Origin of the sequence: Denitromonas ohlonensis, assembly GCF_007625205.1 — a bacterium.
Lineage (GTDB): Bacteria > Pseudomonadota > Gammaproteobacteria > Burkholderiales > Rhodocyclaceae > Nitrogeniibacter > Nitrogeniibacter ohlonensis.
Window position 1 is genome coordinate 63,642 of the sequence record NZ_VMNI01000015.1, and the last position, 15,446, is coordinate 79,087.

At 64.7% G+C, this 15,446-nt stretch carries 13 protein-coding genes; 6 read left to right on the forward strand and 7 right to left on the reverse strand.

Annotation, left to right across the window (positions count from 1 at the left end):
- Window positions 1-60: 60 nt before the first annotated feature.
- A complete protein-coding gene (locus FHP89_RS15130) occupies window positions 61-1,464 on the forward strand; it encodes an MBL fold metallo-hydrolase RNA specificity domain-containing protein (protein ID WP_144174343.1) in 1,404 nt (467 codons plus the stop codon).
- Window positions 1,465-1,467: 3 nt separating this feature from the next.
- Here FHP89_RS15130 and FHP89_RS15135 read toward each other — a convergent pair whose 3' ends face one another.
- Together FHP89_RS15135 and FHP89_RS15140 are read right to left on the reverse strand one after the other, a co-directional pair.
- The gene (locus FHP89_RS15135; protein ID WP_144174345.1) at window positions 1,468-1,839 is read right to left on the reverse strand and encodes a hypothetical protein; all 372 of its coding nucleotides are present in this window, start codon (window positions 1,837-1,839) and stop codon (window positions 1,468-1,470) included.
- 51 nt (window positions 1,840-1,890) lie between these two features.
- A complete protein-coding gene (locus FHP89_RS15140) occupies window positions 1,891-2,244 on the reverse strand; it encodes an antibiotic biosynthesis monooxygenase family protein (RefSeq protein ID WP_144174347.1) in 354 nt (117 codons plus the stop codon).
- Between the two features lie 167 nt (window positions 2,245-2,411).
- On the opposite strand from FHP89_RS15140, the gene FHP89_RS15145 reads away from it, so the two are divergent.
- From FHP89_RS15145 to FHP89_RS15155, 3 genes are all read left to right on the forward strand, one after another.
- On the forward strand, window positions 2,412-3,458 hold the full coding sequence (locus FHP89_RS15145) for a porin (protein ID WP_144174349.1): 1,047 nt from the start codon (window positions 2,412-2,414) through the stop codon (window positions 3,456-3,458).
- 100 nt (window positions 3,459-3,558) lie between these two features.
- On the forward strand, window positions 3,559-4,935 hold the full coding sequence (locus FHP89_RS15150; RefSeq protein WP_260851633.1) for an ATP citrate lyase citrate-binding domain-containing protein: 1,377 nt from the start codon (window positions 3,559-3,561) through the stop codon (window positions 4,933-4,935).
- Window positions 4,936-5,000: 65 nt separating this feature from the next.
- A complete protein-coding gene (locus tag FHP89_RS15155; RefSeq protein ID WP_144174351.1) occupies window positions 5,001-7,703 on the forward strand; it encodes a CoA-binding protein in 2,703 nt (900 codons plus the stop codon).
- Window positions 7,704-7,822: 119 nt separating this feature from the next.
- Here FHP89_RS15155 and FHP89_RS15160 read toward each other — a convergent pair whose 3' ends face one another.
- Together FHP89_RS15160 and FHP89_RS15165 are read right to left on the reverse strand one after the other, a co-directional pair.
- Window positions 7,823-8,872, reverse strand: a complete 1,050-nt coding sequence (locus tag FHP89_RS15160) for an AbrB family transcriptional regulator (RefSeq protein WP_144174353.1) — start codon at window positions 8,870-8,872, stop codon at window positions 7,823-7,825.
- A gap of 30 nt (window positions 8,873-8,902) precedes the next feature.
- On the reverse strand, window positions 8,903-9,997 hold the full coding sequence (locus FHP89_RS15165) for an ABC transporter substrate-binding protein (protein WP_260851634.1): 1,095 nt from the start codon (window positions 9,995-9,997) through the stop codon (window positions 8,903-8,905).
- A 77-nt stretch (window positions 9,998-10,074) separates the two neighbouring features.
- On the opposite strand from FHP89_RS15165, the gene FHP89_RS15170 reads away from it, so the two are divergent.
- Window positions 10,075-10,767: a response regulator gene (locus tag FHP89_RS15170; protein ID WP_449240220.1), complete on the forward strand. Its 693-nt coding sequence runs from the start codon at window positions 10,075-10,077 to the stop codon at window positions 10,765-10,767.
- 12 nt (window positions 10,768-10,779) lie between these two features.
- A complete protein-coding gene (locus FHP89_RS15175; RefSeq protein ID WP_144174357.1) occupies window positions 10,780-12,186 on the forward strand; it encodes a sensor histidine kinase in 1,407 nt (468 codons plus the stop codon).
- A 156-nt stretch (window positions 12,187-12,342) separates the two neighbouring features.
- Here FHP89_RS15175 and FHP89_RS15180 read toward each other — a convergent pair whose 3' ends face one another.
- The 3 genes from FHP89_RS15180 to FHP89_RS15190 all read right to left on the reverse strand — a co-directional run bounded on the left by FHP89_RS15180 (window position 12,343) and on the right by FHP89_RS15190 (window position 15,357).
- Window positions 12,343-13,851: a tripartite tricarboxylate transporter permease gene (locus FHP89_RS15180; RefSeq protein ID WP_144174359.1), complete on the reverse strand. Its 1,509-nt coding sequence runs from the start codon at window positions 13,849-13,851 to the stop codon at window positions 12,343-12,345.
- 3 nt (window positions 13,852-13,854) lie between these two features.
- On the reverse strand, window positions 13,855-14,298 hold the full coding sequence (locus FHP89_RS15185; protein WP_144174361.1) for a tripartite tricarboxylate transporter TctB family protein: 444 nt from the start codon (window positions 14,296-14,298) through the stop codon (window positions 13,855-13,857).
- Window positions 14,299-14,388: 90 nt separating this feature from the next.
- Window positions 14,389-15,357 carry a Bug family tripartite tricarboxylate transporter substrate binding protein gene (locus tag FHP89_RS15190; RefSeq protein ID WP_144174363.1) on the reverse strand — a complete coding sequence of 323 codons (969 nt, stop codon included), beginning with the start codon at window positions 15,355-15,357 and terminating at the stop codon, window positions 14,389-14,391.
- Window positions 15,358-15,446: the final 89 nt, after the last annotated feature.

The following is a 15,446-nucleotide window of genomic DNA, read 5'->3' on the forward strand; positions in this document are numbered from 1 at the left end:
CGCGCATGGTAGGCTGATCGCAGAGACCGCGCAGCGGCACTCATCGATTCGGAGGACACCATGGCCACGCTCACCTTCCACGGCGCCGCGCAGGAAGTCACCGGCTCCTGCCACCTGCTCGAATCGCCGGCCCTCGGCCGCGTGCTGCTTGACTGCGGCCTGCACCAGGGCGGAGATGCGGTCGAGCGTCTGCATGAAGAAACGCTCCCCTTCGATCCGAAAGCGATCGACGCGGTGGTGCTGTCCCATGCCCATCTCGACCACTCCGGCCGCCTGCCGCTGCTGGTCAATCGCGGTTTTAACGGCCTCATCCACTGCACCGAGGCCACGGTCGATCTGCTCGAGTTGATGCTCGAAGACGCCGCCGGCCTGTACCTGCGCGACCTGGAGCGCGCCAATGTGCGCAACCGTCGCCGCGGCAAGCCCTTGCGCAAGGCCGATTACAGCCGCGCCGATGTGCACAAGGCGCTCAAGCAGTGCCAGCCGCATGCCTACGGCGAGACATGGTCGCTCGGGCCGGCGGCCACGGTGTGCTTCCATGACGCCGGCCACATCCTGGGCTCGGCCATTGTCGAGCTCACGCTGACCGAAAAAGCCCGGCGCAAAACGCTGGTGTTTTCGGGCGATCTGGGCAAGAGCGACGCGGTGCTGATGAACGATCCGGCCGTGCTGACGCGGGCGGACCTGGTAATGATGGAAGCCACCTACGGTGACCGCAACCATCGCAGCATCGACAACACGCTCGCCGAGTTGGGGGAGATCCTGCAGGCCACCTGGGAACGCGGCGGCAACGTGATGATCCCCTCATTTGCGGTCGGCCGCACGCAGGAAATCCTCTTTCATCTGGGCCGCCTGCATCAGCGCGGCGAGCTCAGTCGCTGGCAGATCTTTCTCGACAGCCCGATGGCGATCAAGGCCACCCGCCTGTACGACCGCTGGTTCCACCTGCTCGACCGGGACGATGTCAAACATATCGAGCGCAGCCATCACAGTTCAATCGAAGACTTCCTGCCCAACCTCAACTGTGCGGTCAGCACCGACGAATCGATGGCGATCAACCGCATCAAGGCGGGCGCCATCATCATCGCCGGCAGCGGTATGTGCACCGGCGGCCGGATTCGCCACCATTTCAAGCACCGCATCTGGAACGCCCGCAACGCGCTGGTGTTCATCGGTTTTCAGGCACGCAACACGCTCGGCCGCATCCTGGTCGACGGCGCCAAACACATCTCGATGTTTGGTGAAGACTATGTGGTCAAGGCGCGCATCGAGACGCTCGGCGGCTTCTCGGCACACGCCGATCAGTCACAACTGGCCGACTGGCTGGGGCATTTTGACGGGCCGCCCCGCGTGGTGCTGGTGCACGGCGAACCCCGCGCGCTGGACGCCCTGTCGCACAAGCTATGGAAGGAACAACAGATCCGCTGCGAGGTGCCGGCGATTGGCGAGAGCCTCGTCTTCTAGGCCTTACGGCGCCTCGTCGGTTGGTGCAAGCTCGGGCGTCTTGCTGACGATCAGCAGCCGGTCAATCGCATCCTGTATGCGCCCGTTGGGCTGACGCTGCATCCAGTCATTGGTCAGCACCACCAGCGGTTCGATGGCGGCGCCATCGAGCGGCTCCTTGCCGAGCAGGTCGAGCAGCGCCAGCGCGGCCGTATTCACGTCCGAACCCGCCTCGCTCGCCACCTGACAGACCATCGACAGCGCCATCAGATCGGTCAGATGCGCCTCGCAAAACCACGGCTGACCGATCGCCTCAAGGGCGATCAGCGCCGGCAGTTCGGTGGTGGTCCGCTTCTTGATGCCGAGGGGCAGGAGCTTGCGTCGCTTTTTCTTCATGAGCCGGACTACGGCAGCGCGCGGCAAAGCTTTAGCCCCTGATACATGGCTTTACGCGGCACCGGGTGGCGCTCCTGGCAGGGCGCCGGTGCGCACCAGCAAGTCATCGGTCACCGTCATGGTGAAGGCCGGCTTGTTATCGGGCGGCACCTCGGCAATGGCGTCAACAAACGCCGCCCGCACCGCCTTGTCGGGATAGACCATGCGCGCATCGAAGGCGCGCTGCCAGGTCGCCTCGTCCGGCCACTCGGCCATGGCCACGAAGCGGCCGTCGCGCTCCTGATGCAGGCGCGACCCCAGGCCGCCGTAGATCTCGACGATCTGCTGCGTGCCCCGCCGCCAGGCCTCACGAAACTGGGCCTCTTTACCCGGCGTGACCCGCCACCAATAGACCACCACGAACATGGCTCTCCTCCCGCGCCGGCGCCGCCGGCCTTGATACAGACACCATAGCCGACGCCTTCGCCTGCTGCTGGGAGCGAAAGCGGACTGAAAGCCCCTTGTCGTGAAATGCGCTGACCGCCGGACGACAGTTTCGCGGCACAGACAAGCGACCACACAAGGAGGAGTCAATGAAACTCAATAAAATCGCGGCCATCCTGGCCACCACCGCCCTGGGGCTGCCGGGCCTCGTACACGCCGAAGCCAACGTCACCATCTACGGTCTGATCGACCTGAACCTCAGCTACGAGAAAGCCGGCAACCAGAAATACACCGGCGTGGCCAGCAGCGAACTCAACGGCAGCCGGATTGGCTTCAAGGGCACCGAAGATCTGGGCAACGGGCTGAAGGCGCTGTTTGTGCTCGAAACCGGCTTCGACCCCGATACCGGCGCCACCGGTCAGGGCGGACGTCAGTTCGGTCGCCAATCGTTCGTCGGCCTTGAGGGTCGCTGGGGCAAGGTGATGCTGGGCCGTCAGTATTCGCCCGCCTTTGATGCACTGGACCCGTTTGAAGCCACCGGCGGCGCGGACCGCACGGCCGGCCTGCTCCATCGCAAAACCGGATCGGTCGCGCGCGGTTATGAAACCCGCTTCGACAACATGATCAAGTACCGCTCACCGAGCTTTGGCGGCTTCTCGGCCGAAGTCGGCTACTGGACCGGCGCCGAGAACACAGGCCCGGATGAAGACACCCGCAAGCAAGGCCGCGGCTACGGCGTCACCGGCCTGTACAAGAACGGCCCCTTTGCCGCCGCGGTCACGACACAGACCTATTACACCAACAGCACCGGCGGCCAGGCGAGCACCCACGGCATTGCCGGCGCTTACGACTTCACCGTCGCCAAAGCCTATCTGCTTTACAGCCAGGATCGTGAAAGCGGCAGTCAGGGCACGGGCAAGGCACACAGCTACGCGCTCGGCGCAGAAATTCCGGTCAGTGCCGCCGGCACGCTGGCCATCAGCTATGGCGCGCGCGACGAAAGCAATGAAGCCGGCGCAGAAGATGCGAGCGGCTGGTCGCTGTATTACATGCACAGCCTGTCGAAGCGCACCACGCTGTACACCGCGTTTTCGCACATCAGCAACAAGGGCAACGCCAACTACGCCTGGAGCACGACCCCGGCCGCTGGCGATGACCCGAGCGTGGTGATGGCCGGTATCCGTCACCGCTTCTGATCTCTCGCTTCGCGACGGCGGTCGTTCGCACGTCAATCGTCGTCGGACCCCGACTGGGGGAGCAGGAGAACAGTCGGGGTCCATTTTTCACGCGGCCGACATGAAACGCCGTACCTCGGATGAATTCGTCGCCCACAGCAGGCGACCATTCTTCGTCACCTATTCCAGCAACATCCAGGAGAAAGTCATGCAGATCACCGGCATGCTTCACGGTAGCAAACTGCTTGAGTTCGTTGGGTTTCCGAGTGCCGAAGTCCTCGGGCCGGACGCCAGCGAAGAGGCCATCAAGGCCATGATCGAGCGCCACGGATCGGTGTTCGTCAAACCCGTTTTCAAAGGCGGCGTCGGCAAGAAGGGCAAGGCCGGTCTGCTCGGTCGGGCCAAGGATCTCAAAACGGCACTGACCGAGAAGGAGCGCCTCTACTTTGTCGAGCACCACCACGGCAACCAGTCTGCCAAGGCGAATGGCGTCACCTTTGAAGGCGCCGTCCCCGCCGAGCATGAGATCTATTTTTCGCTGTCGGTGTCGACCGAGTTTCGCGCCCCGACACTGACCATCACGCACTGCGGCGGTGTGGATATTGAAGAGCTCGACCCCAAGCTGATCGCCCGCGTGCCCTTCGATGCGCTGACCGGCATGAAGGCCTTCGTGGTGGCCAATGCGCTGGCCGACATCGGCGCCCCGAGCGAGATCATCTCGCCGCTGGTGCAACAGCTCCCGAAACTGTGGGAGCTGTATCACAACTTCGGCATGACCGTGCTCGAGCTCAACCCGATCCGCATGCGCCCTGATCGACGCGGCCGCCTCACCCCCGTTGCCTGCGACTTCAAGTGCGGCTTTGACCGCGACGACACCCGCTGGCACCGGCTCAATCTGCCAGCGCACCTGTTTGCCGCCGACTACTCGGATTTCGAACAGGAGATCAACCAGCTGCGCACCCACCAGGGCCAGAGCGACGTCTATGTCATCAACGACAAAGGCACCATCCTCGCCCCAACCTTTGGCGGCGGTGCTAACTCATTGGTCACCGAGATGCTGGGCGACGACGCCATCATTTCCTCCGACTTCGGCGGCAACCCGCCCTACGAAAAGATGAAGTCGGTCGCGTCGATCTGCTTCCGCCACTGGCTCGCGCAATCCAATGTGCTGTTCATCATCGGCGGCAAGTCCAACAACACCGACATCTTCGAAACCTTCCGCGCCATGTCGGACGCCTTGCGCGAACACATCAGCAAGCATGGCCCCACCCCGCTGTTCGTGGTCATTGGCCGCGGCGGCCCGAATCTGGTGCGAGGCATGGCCGCCTTCCGCGATACCTGCGAAGCCCTGGGCCTGCCCTACCGCTTCTTTGGTTACGACACGGCGATGAGCGAGGTCGTCGACTACGCCCGCGAAGTCAATGAATGGATGAAGGCCGGCGGCCGCGAAGAGATCGCCGCCAGGCTGGGCATCCGCACCCAATCCGAGGCCGCTTGAGCCTCCCCGCCGGACGTGGCTTGGCACGCGTGCCGCGACAACAACACAGACTCCAGGAGAGCAACATGCATCAGCAAGGTGTAGGTGACTTCCAGTACTACGTGGGGATCAGTTCCCTGTCCCAGATCGCCACCACGCAAGACAAGGTGTGCGTACTGAACATCCTGGGCGGCGAGTCGTCCGAGGTCACGCCGGTCGGCCATGCCTGGTCGGGCGGCAATGTGGTTTTTGGCACCTCGCCGGGACGCCGGGGGCAAACCCTGGACACCCCGTGCGGGCCCATTCCGGTATTCAACAGTGTGCGCGAAGGCCTTGAAGCCGGCCACCGTTTCAACTGCGGCGTGGTGTATCTGCCGCCCACGGCCGCGCGCGACGGCGTTGCCGAGCTGATCCGGGTGAATCCGGAGCTGAAGAAGATCTTCATCATCACCGAGAAGATCGCGGTCCACGATGCGCGTGAAATCCGCGCCATGGGCCAGCAAGCGGGCATCGACATCTTCGGCGCCAACTGCCTGGGCGTGGCCGACGCCTGGAACCAGGTCCGCATCGGTGGCGCACTGGGCGGCGACAGCCCGGGCGACACGCTCAAGCGCGGCTCGATCGCCATCCTCTCCAACTCGGGCGGTTTCACCACCACCATCGCCCAGTACCTGCGCATGGCGGGCTGGGGCACCACCACGCTGGTCTCCAGCGGCAAAGACATCTATATCCACTATGCTGCGCCGGAGTTCGCCTTTGCCCTGGCCAACGACGCGCGCAGCAAGGCGGCCGTGCTGTACTGCGAGCCCGGCGGCTATTACGAGCGCGACGCCGACTTCACCAAACCCGTGGTGGCCTGCGTCGTCGGTCGCTGGAAAGCCAAGCTGACCCGCGCGGTAGGGCATGCCGGCGCGATGGCCGGCGGCCACGACGACGCGCTCAGCAAAGAGCGCTGGTTCATGGAGAAGTTCGGCGTCGACGCCCTCTACACGCCCGACAATCCGGTGTTCTCCGCCAAAGGCGCGGTCGTCACCAATATTGCCCATATTCCCGCCGCGCTCACCGCGGTGATGCGTGCCAACGCCACGCTGCCCGACTTCGCGCCGGAAGGGACGATGGAGCTCAAGCCGTGGTTCGGGTCCAACCAGGGCATCCAGTTGCCGGCCTCGCTGGATCTGCCGGTGGTTGAAGCCGCGACGCCCCACAACGCACACATCGCCGAGCTGGCCCGGTCGGTCGGAACGGTGTTTGCGCGGCAGAACCTGAAAGACGCCTCGGGCGCTTCCCAGATGGACCCCCGCACCCAGGTCTCCAGCCTGCACGGCGTCTCCATGCTGGATGCCGCACAAAAGCCGCTCGAAGCGAATCTGGCCCTCGCCCTCTTGCGCGACGCCGGCGGCCCGAACGACCACGCGCTGATCAACCTGTCGGTGCTGGCATTGACCGGGCTGCACGGCACCGCCATGCTCGCCGCTGCGCAGGCCGCACGTGAGGCCGGCAACGCCCCCAACTCGGTCCTCGCCGCGGCGGCGAGCATTGTCGGACCGCGCACCGCCGAACCGGCACAGCAAGTGGCCGCGCTGCTGATCGATCTGTTTTCGGCGGCCGGGCTGGACGATGCCTGCGACCAGACATTCGACTGCACCAGCATTGCGCTCACCCCCGCCGCCCGCGCGCTGCTGCTCGTTAACGAACCCGACCCGCTCGCCGGCGCGATGATCGAGGCGGCGCAAGCGCGCGGCATCCGTTCGGTGCCGCTCACCTGGTTGATCGCTCAGGCGGGCCATCCGAGCGCCGACGCCGTGCTCGCCGCGCTGACCACCACGCTGGGCTGGGGCCCGCTCCGGCGCAAGCGTGTTTCCCGACTGAGCGTTGAAACCCTCCCCTGGTGGATGCGCCTGATCGGCACCCTGCTGGGCGCCTCCGTCGATGCCACGCAACACACGGCAGACAGTGTCTGCGGCATCGCGCAGTCCGAGCGCCTGGGCGCGCGCTCAATCACCGAGGTGGCCGCCCTGGCCCTGACCGGACGACCGCTCGGCGGCAATGACCTGTTTGCCTTCCAGACACTGACGGGGCTGCTGCTCACCAACGGGCCGGGGGCGATTTCGGTACAAGGCGCGAAAGGCGCCGTGTCGGCCGATGGCCCGGAGACCCCGTCACGCGTGCAACTCAACAAGGCCGTCGTCGGCTTTCTGACCCACACCGGCTTCGCCCATGGCGGCAACGGCTTCGAAGGCGTCGCCTTTTTGCTGGAGCGATTCGCCGGGCAGGACCTGACCGACCCGGGCAATCCGGACCACGGACTGGATCTCGCGGCGATGATCAACGCCTTCATTGACGACTACGCCGCCGAACGATCCGCCGGCAAGGAGACCGGCACCGGCAGTCGCAACCTGCCCTGCCTCAACCATCCGGTGTTCAAGGGCAAGGCGGTCAACGTCGACCCGCGCGAGAAATTCGTCCGCGAGCTGTTCGCTGCGCGCGGCGAATACAACATCTTCCATGACTACTACCGCCAACTCGCCCAGGCGCTGTTCGATCGGGGCGTCACCCGCAACGTGTTCTGCGTCAACGTCGATGCGCTGATCGCCACGCTCTTGCTGAAAATGATGTGGCAGCCGCTGCGCGAGGGCCGCCTGTCCACGGCACAACTGGAGACGGCGGCGTTCACCGCCTTCCTCTACGGACGCATGATTGGCTGTGCCGGCGAGATCGATGACCACCTCAATCGCGGCCGCAACATGGACACCCGCACGCCGCAATCGCAAGTGAGGTTTGTCGCTTAAGCAACTCGCAGAAGCCGCGCCTCGCGGCGAAAAAGCTCCGGCCGCACCGCAATCACGGGTGCGGCCGCTTTGCGTTCACGCGCATGCGGCACCACGGACAATGCGCCTCGAAGCAGGGCTCAACGCGTCATGCGCAGGAACAGTCGATACAGCCCCGGCGCGCCCACGGTCAGCACAATCACCCGCAATACATGACACACCGTCACCAGTGGCACACCGAGCTGCAAGACCTTGGCCGTGATACACATTTCGGCTACACCGCCCGGCGCGGCGGCCAACACCAGCGTGGCCAGCGGCACGCCGGACGCGGCAGAGACCATGACCGCCAGGCCGCAGCCAAGGCCGACGGCAAGCAATGCCGACATGGCCGCGGCCGCCAGAAAGCGCGGCGCGGCATGAAAAAATTCAGGTGAAAAACGGCAGCCCAGCGCGCAACCAATCAGCAACTGCCCGCCATTGACCGCCCACACCGGCAGCGCCGACAGCTCAACGCCAAACGCCGTCGCCAGGCCCACCCCGAGCAAGGGGCCGAGCACCCAGGCGTTGCCGACACGCAGGGCGGTCAACGCCCCAACGCCGCACAGACTCGACGCCAGCAGCCACGGCAGCCGGGCCGGCTCAACCGTCGTCGCCAACGGCAGGTAGACATCGCTACCATGCGCGCCAAACCAGCTCAGCCCGAACGGCACCAGGGCCACCACCAGCATGACCCGTAGCGCATGCGCCGCCGCAATCCGGTCGACCGCGCCGCCGAAGCGCTCGGCGATCACCGCCATTTCCGACGCGCCCCCGGGCAGTGATGCAAAGAACGCGGTGGGGCGATCGCTGGCCGCCAGACGCAGGGTCAACAAGGCGCACAGCAAGCCGATCAACAAGGCCGAGAGGGCAAGCACGCTCACCAACAGAACATTGGCGCGCAACAGATCGAGTACCTGCGCGGTAAAGTACAGGCCCAGACTGGCGCCAATCGCCCACTGGCCGGCCTGACGCCCACCGGGCGGCGGCAGCAAGGGCAGGCCGAGCGTGCGCAGCGCCGCGACACCAAACAGCGGGCCGAGCATCCAGGGCAAGGGGCTGTGCGCCGCCGACGCGGCAAGGCCTGCGAGGCCCGCCAGCGCCAGGGTCGATGCCATCAGGCCGAAGGTCGTGCAGCTATTCTTGAATGACATGAAGCCAACAGCCTGTCGCGGCGACCGCGCTCAGGGCAGCGGCGCGACGGAATCATTCCATTGGCGCAGGAAGTCCCGGCGCTTGAGCTGGTCCAGATAGGTCAACAAACCGGCGCCAATGGCAATCGGCCTGAACGCGCCGCCCAGCCGTTGACGCAACTCCTCGGCCGCCTCATCGGCGGGCACATCGGTACGCACCGAATAGAAGCCCGGATTCTTCGACAGCAGCCCTTGCCCGCGGGGCGAGAGCAGATAGTCGAGCCACAGCCGCGCGGCATTGGGGTGGCGCGCCTGGCGCGCGATGAAGGCCACCCGGCTCATCACCAGGGTGTAGTCCCGCGGCAACACCACGCCCAGGTTCGGGTCGCTGGCGGCCCGGATCATGGCGTAGGAGCCGAGCATGTTGTAACCGATCAGGGCCTTCCCCGAGGCAACATGGTCGAGCATGTCCGAGGTGGCCGGCATGGTCTGGACGCCAATGCGGCCAAAGCCCTCGGCAAGACGCCAGAACACCACCGGATTGGCGAGCACATCCTGACTGTGAAGCAAGTACCCGACCCCTGAGCGTGCCGGGTCGTAGGTGGTCAGACGCCCCCGGAATGGCTCCGGCGCGCGCGCCAGCAAGCGCAACAATTCGGCATGGCTGCTCGGCACCTCGTCCTCTGACAGCAACCGGCGGTTGTAGACGAAGACAACGGGCTCGAAACTGGTGCCGAAAGCCTCATCCTTCCACACGGCCCAATCGGGCAGCGCCGCCGTCTCGGGCGAGCGATGCGCCTGGGCGTGGCCGTCGTTCACCAGCTTGACCTGCAAATCCATGGCTGAGCTCCAGACCACGTCGGCCACACCCCCCCGGTCCGTCTCCGCCACAAAGCGGGTGTACAGAACGCCCGAGCTCATGTCGTGGTATTCGACCCGCACGCCCGGATACAGCTGCATGAAGTCCTGTATCAGTTCGCGTGCCAGGCTTTCATCCGTCGCCGCGTAGATCACCACCACGCCTTCTTTGCGCGCGGCGGAGTAGCGCTGATCGGGGGCGGTCTGGGCCAGCGCCAAAGGCAGGCCAAAAAGCAGCGCCCAGACCAGCACGATGATTACGCGGAACGAATGTTGGCGTCGAAACACGGAGTGCCTCTCCTTCCCGCCCAAGGCTTTGCGCAAGGGCTTTTTTGAGTCAGTATGATCGGTCATCAAGCTTTCGAATGACTTTCAAACTCATGCGCCTGCTCCTCGTTGAAGACCATGTCGAACTGGCCGAATGGGTGTCGAAGGCGCTGACTCAGGCAGGCTACGCGCTTGACGTCATGAACCGGGGTGATCATGCCGACCACGCGCTGCTCACCCAACCCTACGACGCCGTGATTCTCGACCTGTCCCTGCCCGGCCTGGACGGGCTGGAGGTGCTCAAGCGGATGCGCAGCCGCGAGAACACGGCGCAAACGCCGGTACTGGTGTTGACCGCGCGCGGCAGCACCGAAGACAAGGTGCGCGGGCTCAATCTCGGCGCCGACGACTACCTGCCCAAGCCCTTCGATCTGGCCGAGCTTGAAGCGCGCATCAAAGCGCTGTTGCGCCGTTCCGGCAACCTGGCGCCCACGGTGCACATTGGCAGGCTCAGCTTCGACACGAACTCTCGTCTGGTCAGCATCGCCGGCGTCCCCCTGGGCCTGACGCCACGAGAACTGGCGGTGTTCGAAGCGCTGATCACCCGTCAGGGGCGCCCGGTCACCCGGGAAACACTCTTCGAGAAAGTGTTCAACTTCGACGATGACGCACGGCCGGAAGCCATCGAAATCTATGTCCATCGCCTGCGCAAGAAGCTCGAAGGCTCGGGCGCCGCGGTGGTCACCATGCGCGGGCTCGGCTATCTGATCCACCCCGTTGATGAACCCTGAGGCCCGGTGCGCGTGAAGCATTCTGTCAGTTTGCGCCGCCGGGTGGCCATCTGGCTGCTCCCCTCCCTGTTGTTGCTGCTGCTGATCAACGCGGCACTGTCCTATCTCGGGGCACTGGACGCGGTCAATCGCGCGTATGACCGTTCACTCACGGCATCGATCAAATCGATTGCCGAGCGTGTTCACTCGCTCGAAGGCAACATCGCCGTTGATGTGCCCTATTCTGCCTTCGACGCGTTTGAAGGTGGCGTCCAGGAGCGCATTTTCTATGCCGTGATCGGCCCGGACGGTGCGCTGATCACCGGCTACGAAGCATTGAAGCCTCCCGGCGGGCTGATCCCCGATGGCCCGCCCCGGATCGTCGACGGCCAGTTCCAGAATGAAAATGTCCGCATCGGTGCCATGAAAAAGCGGCTCTACGATCCCGCGCTGACCGGCGGCGATGCGGCCACCATCATTTTCGCCGAGACCACCGAATCCCGTCTGGCGCTGGCACGCGTGCTGTTCGCCGACAGTCTGCAGCGTCAGGTCCTGCTGGTGATCTTCGGCACCGTCATCCTCGCCTTTGCGCTCACCACGGCATTCAAGCCCTTGCTCAAGCTGCGCGACACCATTCGCCAGCGCGATGAAGCCGACCTGACGCCGATCGCCCACACCGATGTGCCCTCCGAAGTCCGGCCGTTGATTGACGCCATCAACCACCACACCGACCGGCTGTCGACCATGATGGCCGCGCGACGCCGCCTGCTTGCCGATGCCGCGCATCAGATCCGGACCCCCTTGGCGGTGCTCAGCACACAGATCGAATACGGCCAGCGTCAGAGCGAGGCCTCGGAAATCCAGCATACGTTCAAGAGTCTGCTTGGCACGATCCACAGCACCCGCCGCATGGCGGACCAACTGCTGGCGCTGTCGCATGCCGAATCCCTGGAACAGTCACCGCGGGATCGCACCGCGGTGGACATGCATCAGCTGGCCAAAGAGGTTTGCCTCGAACAAGCCCCCCTGGCGCTTCAAAAACGCATCGAGCTGGCCTTCGAAGGCGATGGCGAAGCCATGGTGCGAGGCAATGGGCAAATGCTGCGCGAGCTGATCTCCAACCTGCTCGACAATGCCATCCGCTACAGCCCGCCCGAAACACAGGTTGTTGTCGCCACCGGCTGCCTGAACGGCGTCGTGGCGCTGTCGGTCTGCGACGAGGGGCCCGGCATCTCCCCCGCCGAGCGCGACAAGGTCTTTCAGCGCTTCTACCGGATCCTCGGGCAAGGCACGGCGCCCGGCAGCGGGCTGGGGCTCGCCATCGTCCAGGAGATCGTCTCGTCCCACGGCGGACAGATCACGCTTGACCAGACATCGGCCGCTGGCGGCCTGACGATTCTGGTCGAGTTTCCGCAACATCGCCCGGGCGCGCCGCGCTGATTCGCACGGCCGGCGCACGCCGGCGTCTCAGGCAGATAAAAACAGGGGGCGCACCCGAGATGTCCCCGAGTGCGCCCCCTGCCGCGTGACGCGTCTGACGCAGAAAACCCGGCACACGGCGCAGCGCCCCTTGCGGGTGCGCCACGCCGACGCCGCTTAGATCACGGCCGGGCGCTGACGCCGCATCTCGATGGCCTTGGCCAGCCGCGGCCCCACCAACATGGCAATCGCCGCGACCCACAGGCCGATCGAGATCGGGCTGGAGAACAAGATGTTGAGTTCGCCGTTGCTGATCGACAAGGCCCGACGCAGGTTCTGCTCCATCATGTCGCCCAGTACAAAGCCCAAAATGAACGGTGCCATCGGGAAGTTCATGACACGCAGCAGGTAGCCGAAGCCGCCCAGCAAGGTGCCGACGATGAGGTCGAAGGTCGTGCCATGCACGGCATACACCCCCACCATGGACACCGCCGCGACGCCCGGCACCAGCACCCAGTTCGGGATCTGCAGGAACTTGACGAAGAGCTTGACCAGCGGAATGTTCATCAACACCAGCATCACGCTGCAGATCGCCAGCGAGGCAATCAAGCCCCACACAATGCCGGGCTGGTCCTGGAACAAGGTGGGCCCCGGCGTGATGTTGTAGAGCGTCAGCGCGCCAATCATCACCGCGGTGGTGCCCGACCCCGGCACACCCAGCGTCAGCATCGGAATCAGCGAGCCGTAAGCCGACGCGTTGTTCGCCGCCTCGGGTGCCGCCACACCACGCACATCGCCCTCGCCGAAGCAGTGATCCTTGCCGGCCATGCGGCGCTCCATGGAGTAGGTCATCGCCGATGCAATCGACGCGCCGGCGCCGGGCAACACGCCGACAAAGAAGCCGACCACCGACGAGCGCAGGATGGTCCATTTCGCCAGCATGAACTCCTGCATGTTGAACATCGTGCGCCCGGTCACTTCGACCGGTGTGGTGCTGCCGTGATGGCTTTGCAGCATCAGCATCAGCTCGCTCACTGCGAACAAGCCGATCACCACCACGATGAAGGGAATGCCATCGGACAGGTGAAGCAGATCGAAGGTGAAACGATAGACGCCGCTGTTCGCATCGATGCCGACGCAGGCGATCATCAGCCCGATCAGCACGCCGACCATGGCTTTGAGCAGGGAGTCGCCCACCAGCCCGCCCAGACATGACAAGGCCAGCACCATCAGCGCGAAGTACTCCGCCGGGCCAAAGGCCAACGCCCAGTTGGCCAACAAGGGCGCAAACGCCACGATACCCACAGTGGCCACGATGGCTCCGGTAAACGACGCCACCGCCGAAATCGACAGGGCCGGTCCGGCCAGTCCGTTCTTGGCCATCGGATACCCGTCGAGCGTGGTCATCACCGCGCCCGCGTCGCCCGGCACGTTGATCAGGATGGCGGAGATCCGTCCGCCAAACTCGCACCCGGAATAAACCGCGGCGAGCAAGATCAGCGCCGACTCGGGTGGCAGGCGCATCGCGTAGGCGATGGGCAAAAGAATGGCCACACCGTTGATCGGGCCCAGACCCGGCAGCATGCCGATGATGGTGCCCAGAAAAGCGCCGATCAGGCAGATCAACAGATTGGTCGGCGTACCGGCGACGGCAAAGCCGTCAAGAAGATGAGAGAGGATTTCCATGGCTTACCCCAACAATGGCTTGAGCCAGTAACCGACCGGCAGGACGACGTCGAGCAGTCGATCAAAGAACAGAAAGAGCAGCACGCCGAGCCCGGTGCCCGCCAACATCGCCTGCCGCCAGGTGCCGCCAAAGAAGCGGGCCAGGGGCACACTCATCAAGGCGGTCGAGATCACGAAGCCGAGCTTATCGAACAGCAAGGCGTAGGCCAGCACCGTCAGGAACATCGCGCCAACACGCAGCAACACCGGCGATGGTGCCCACTCGGTGGCCTCGCGCCGGGTGAGAATCAGCCCCAGCGCACAGACGCCCAGCAAGGAAAACACCAGGAGCGGGAAAGCACGCGGCCCGACCGGCTCATAAGAAATCGGGGCCTTCAGGTCCCATCCAACAAAGATGCCTCCCACCGACAGCAGCAGCAGGAAAGCGCCGAAAATACGCTCGCTCATGGGGTTCTCCAGTCGCACGTTGGCGTGGCTAGGCGACCGACACCGTCTTGCGGTGGCGGTCGCGATCGCGACAAATCAGGTCAGGCAGACTTACTGAGCAACCATCCCGAACTCTTTGGCGAGTTCGGCGTAATGCTTGACCCGCTCCTTCACATAGGCGTCCAGCTTGGCGCCGGTCATGTCGAAGGGAAACAGTCCCTGGGCTTCGCGCAGCTTGGCGAACTCCGGCGAGACCAGCATCTTGTCAAAGGTCGCCACCCACCAGGCGTAGTCAGCATCAGCGACTTTCGGGCCGACGTAGAAACCGCGGATGATCGGCCACTGGACGTCATAGCCTTGCTCCTTGGCGGTCGGGATCGCGCTCAACTCACCCGGCAAGCGGTCAGCCGACAAAATGCCCAGCACCCGTACCCGGCCGCCCTTGAGATGGGCCGCGACTTCCGATGCGTCGCCCGAGTAAACCTTGACGTGACCGCCCTGCAGCGCCGTCATGGCCTCGCCACCGCCTTCGAAGGCGACATAGCGCATGGACTTGAAATCCACTCCGGCTGCCTTGGCGACCAAGGCCGACTTCATCCAGTCCTGGCTGCCAACCGAGCCACCCGCGCCAAACACCACCGATGTCGGATCGGCTTTGAGCGCCGCCATCAAATCCTTCAGGCTCTGAAACGGCGAGTCGGCGCGAACGATGATCGCGCCATAGTCGGCGCCCGCCGTGCCCAGCCACTTCACGTCATTCACGCCATAGCGGCCGAACTTCCCGATGGCCAGGTTCAGCAGCGAGCCGCCCGAAAACGCCACAATCGTGCCGGCCTCGTCGGGGCGCTGAGCGATCACGGTGTTGTAGGCCACCGCACCAATGCCGCCCGGCATGTAGGTCACACGCATCGGTGAGTCGATGAAATTTCCGCCTTGCAGGCCGCCTTGGGCCAATTTGCAGGTCAGGTCGAATCCGCCACCGGGCTTGGCCGGGGCAATGCATTCGGTTTTGTCCGGTGCGGCCTGGGTCGCGCTCATCGCGACCGTGGCGGCCAGGGCAAGCAGGGCTTTCTTGATCATGTCGGGTCTCCTCCGTTCTGTGTTGGTTGCAGTGCGGAATCTGCATTCCGGCACGTGCAGCGAACGATAGGCCGATGCGCTTTCGATCA

Bases quoted from the DNA above. Each gene is read 5' to 3' on its own strand.
- FHP89_RS15130 (WP_144174343.1), top strand. From the start codon at position 61: ATGGCCACGCTCACCTTCCACGGCGCCGCGCAGGAAGTCACCGGCTCC.
- FHP89_RS15135 (WP_144174345.1), bottom strand. From the start codon at position 1,839: ATGAAGAAAAAGCGACGCAAGCTCCTGCCCCTCGGCATCAAGAAGCGG.
- FHP89_RS15140 (WP_144174347.1), bottom strand. From the start codon at position 2,244: ATGTTCGTGGTGGTCTATTGGTGGCGGGTCACGCCGGGTAAAGAGGCC.
- FHP89_RS15145 (WP_144174349.1), top strand. From the start codon at position 2,412: ATGAAACTCAATAAAATCGCGGCCATCCTGGCCACCACCGCCCTGGGG.
- FHP89_RS15150 (WP_260851633.1), top strand. From the start codon at position 3,559: ATGAAACGCCGTACCTCGGATGAATTCGTCGCCCACAGCAGGCGACCA.
- FHP89_RS15155 (WP_144174351.1), top strand. From the start codon at position 5,001: ATGCATCAGCAAGGTGTAGGTGACTTCCAGTACTACGTGGGGATCAGT.
- FHP89_RS15160 (WP_144174353.1), bottom strand. From the start codon at position 8,872: ATGTCATTCAAGAATAGCTGCACGACCTTCGGCCTGATGGCATCGACC.
- FHP89_RS15170 (WP_449240220.1), top strand. From the start codon at position 10,075: ATGACTTTCAAACTCATGCGCCTGCTCCTCGTTGAAGACCATGTCGAA.
- FHP89_RS15180 (WP_144174359.1), bottom strand. From the start codon at position 13,851: ATGGAAATCCTCTCTCATCTTCTTGACGGCTTTGCCGTCGCCGGTACG.
- FHP89_RS15185 (WP_144174361.1), bottom strand. From the start codon at position 14,298: ATGAGCGAGCGTATTTTCGGCGCTTTCCTGCTGCTGCTGTCGGTGGGA.
- FHP89_RS15190 (WP_144174363.1), bottom strand. From the start codon at position 15,357: ATGATCAAGAAAGCCCTGCTTGCCCTGGCCGCCACGGTCGCGATGAGC.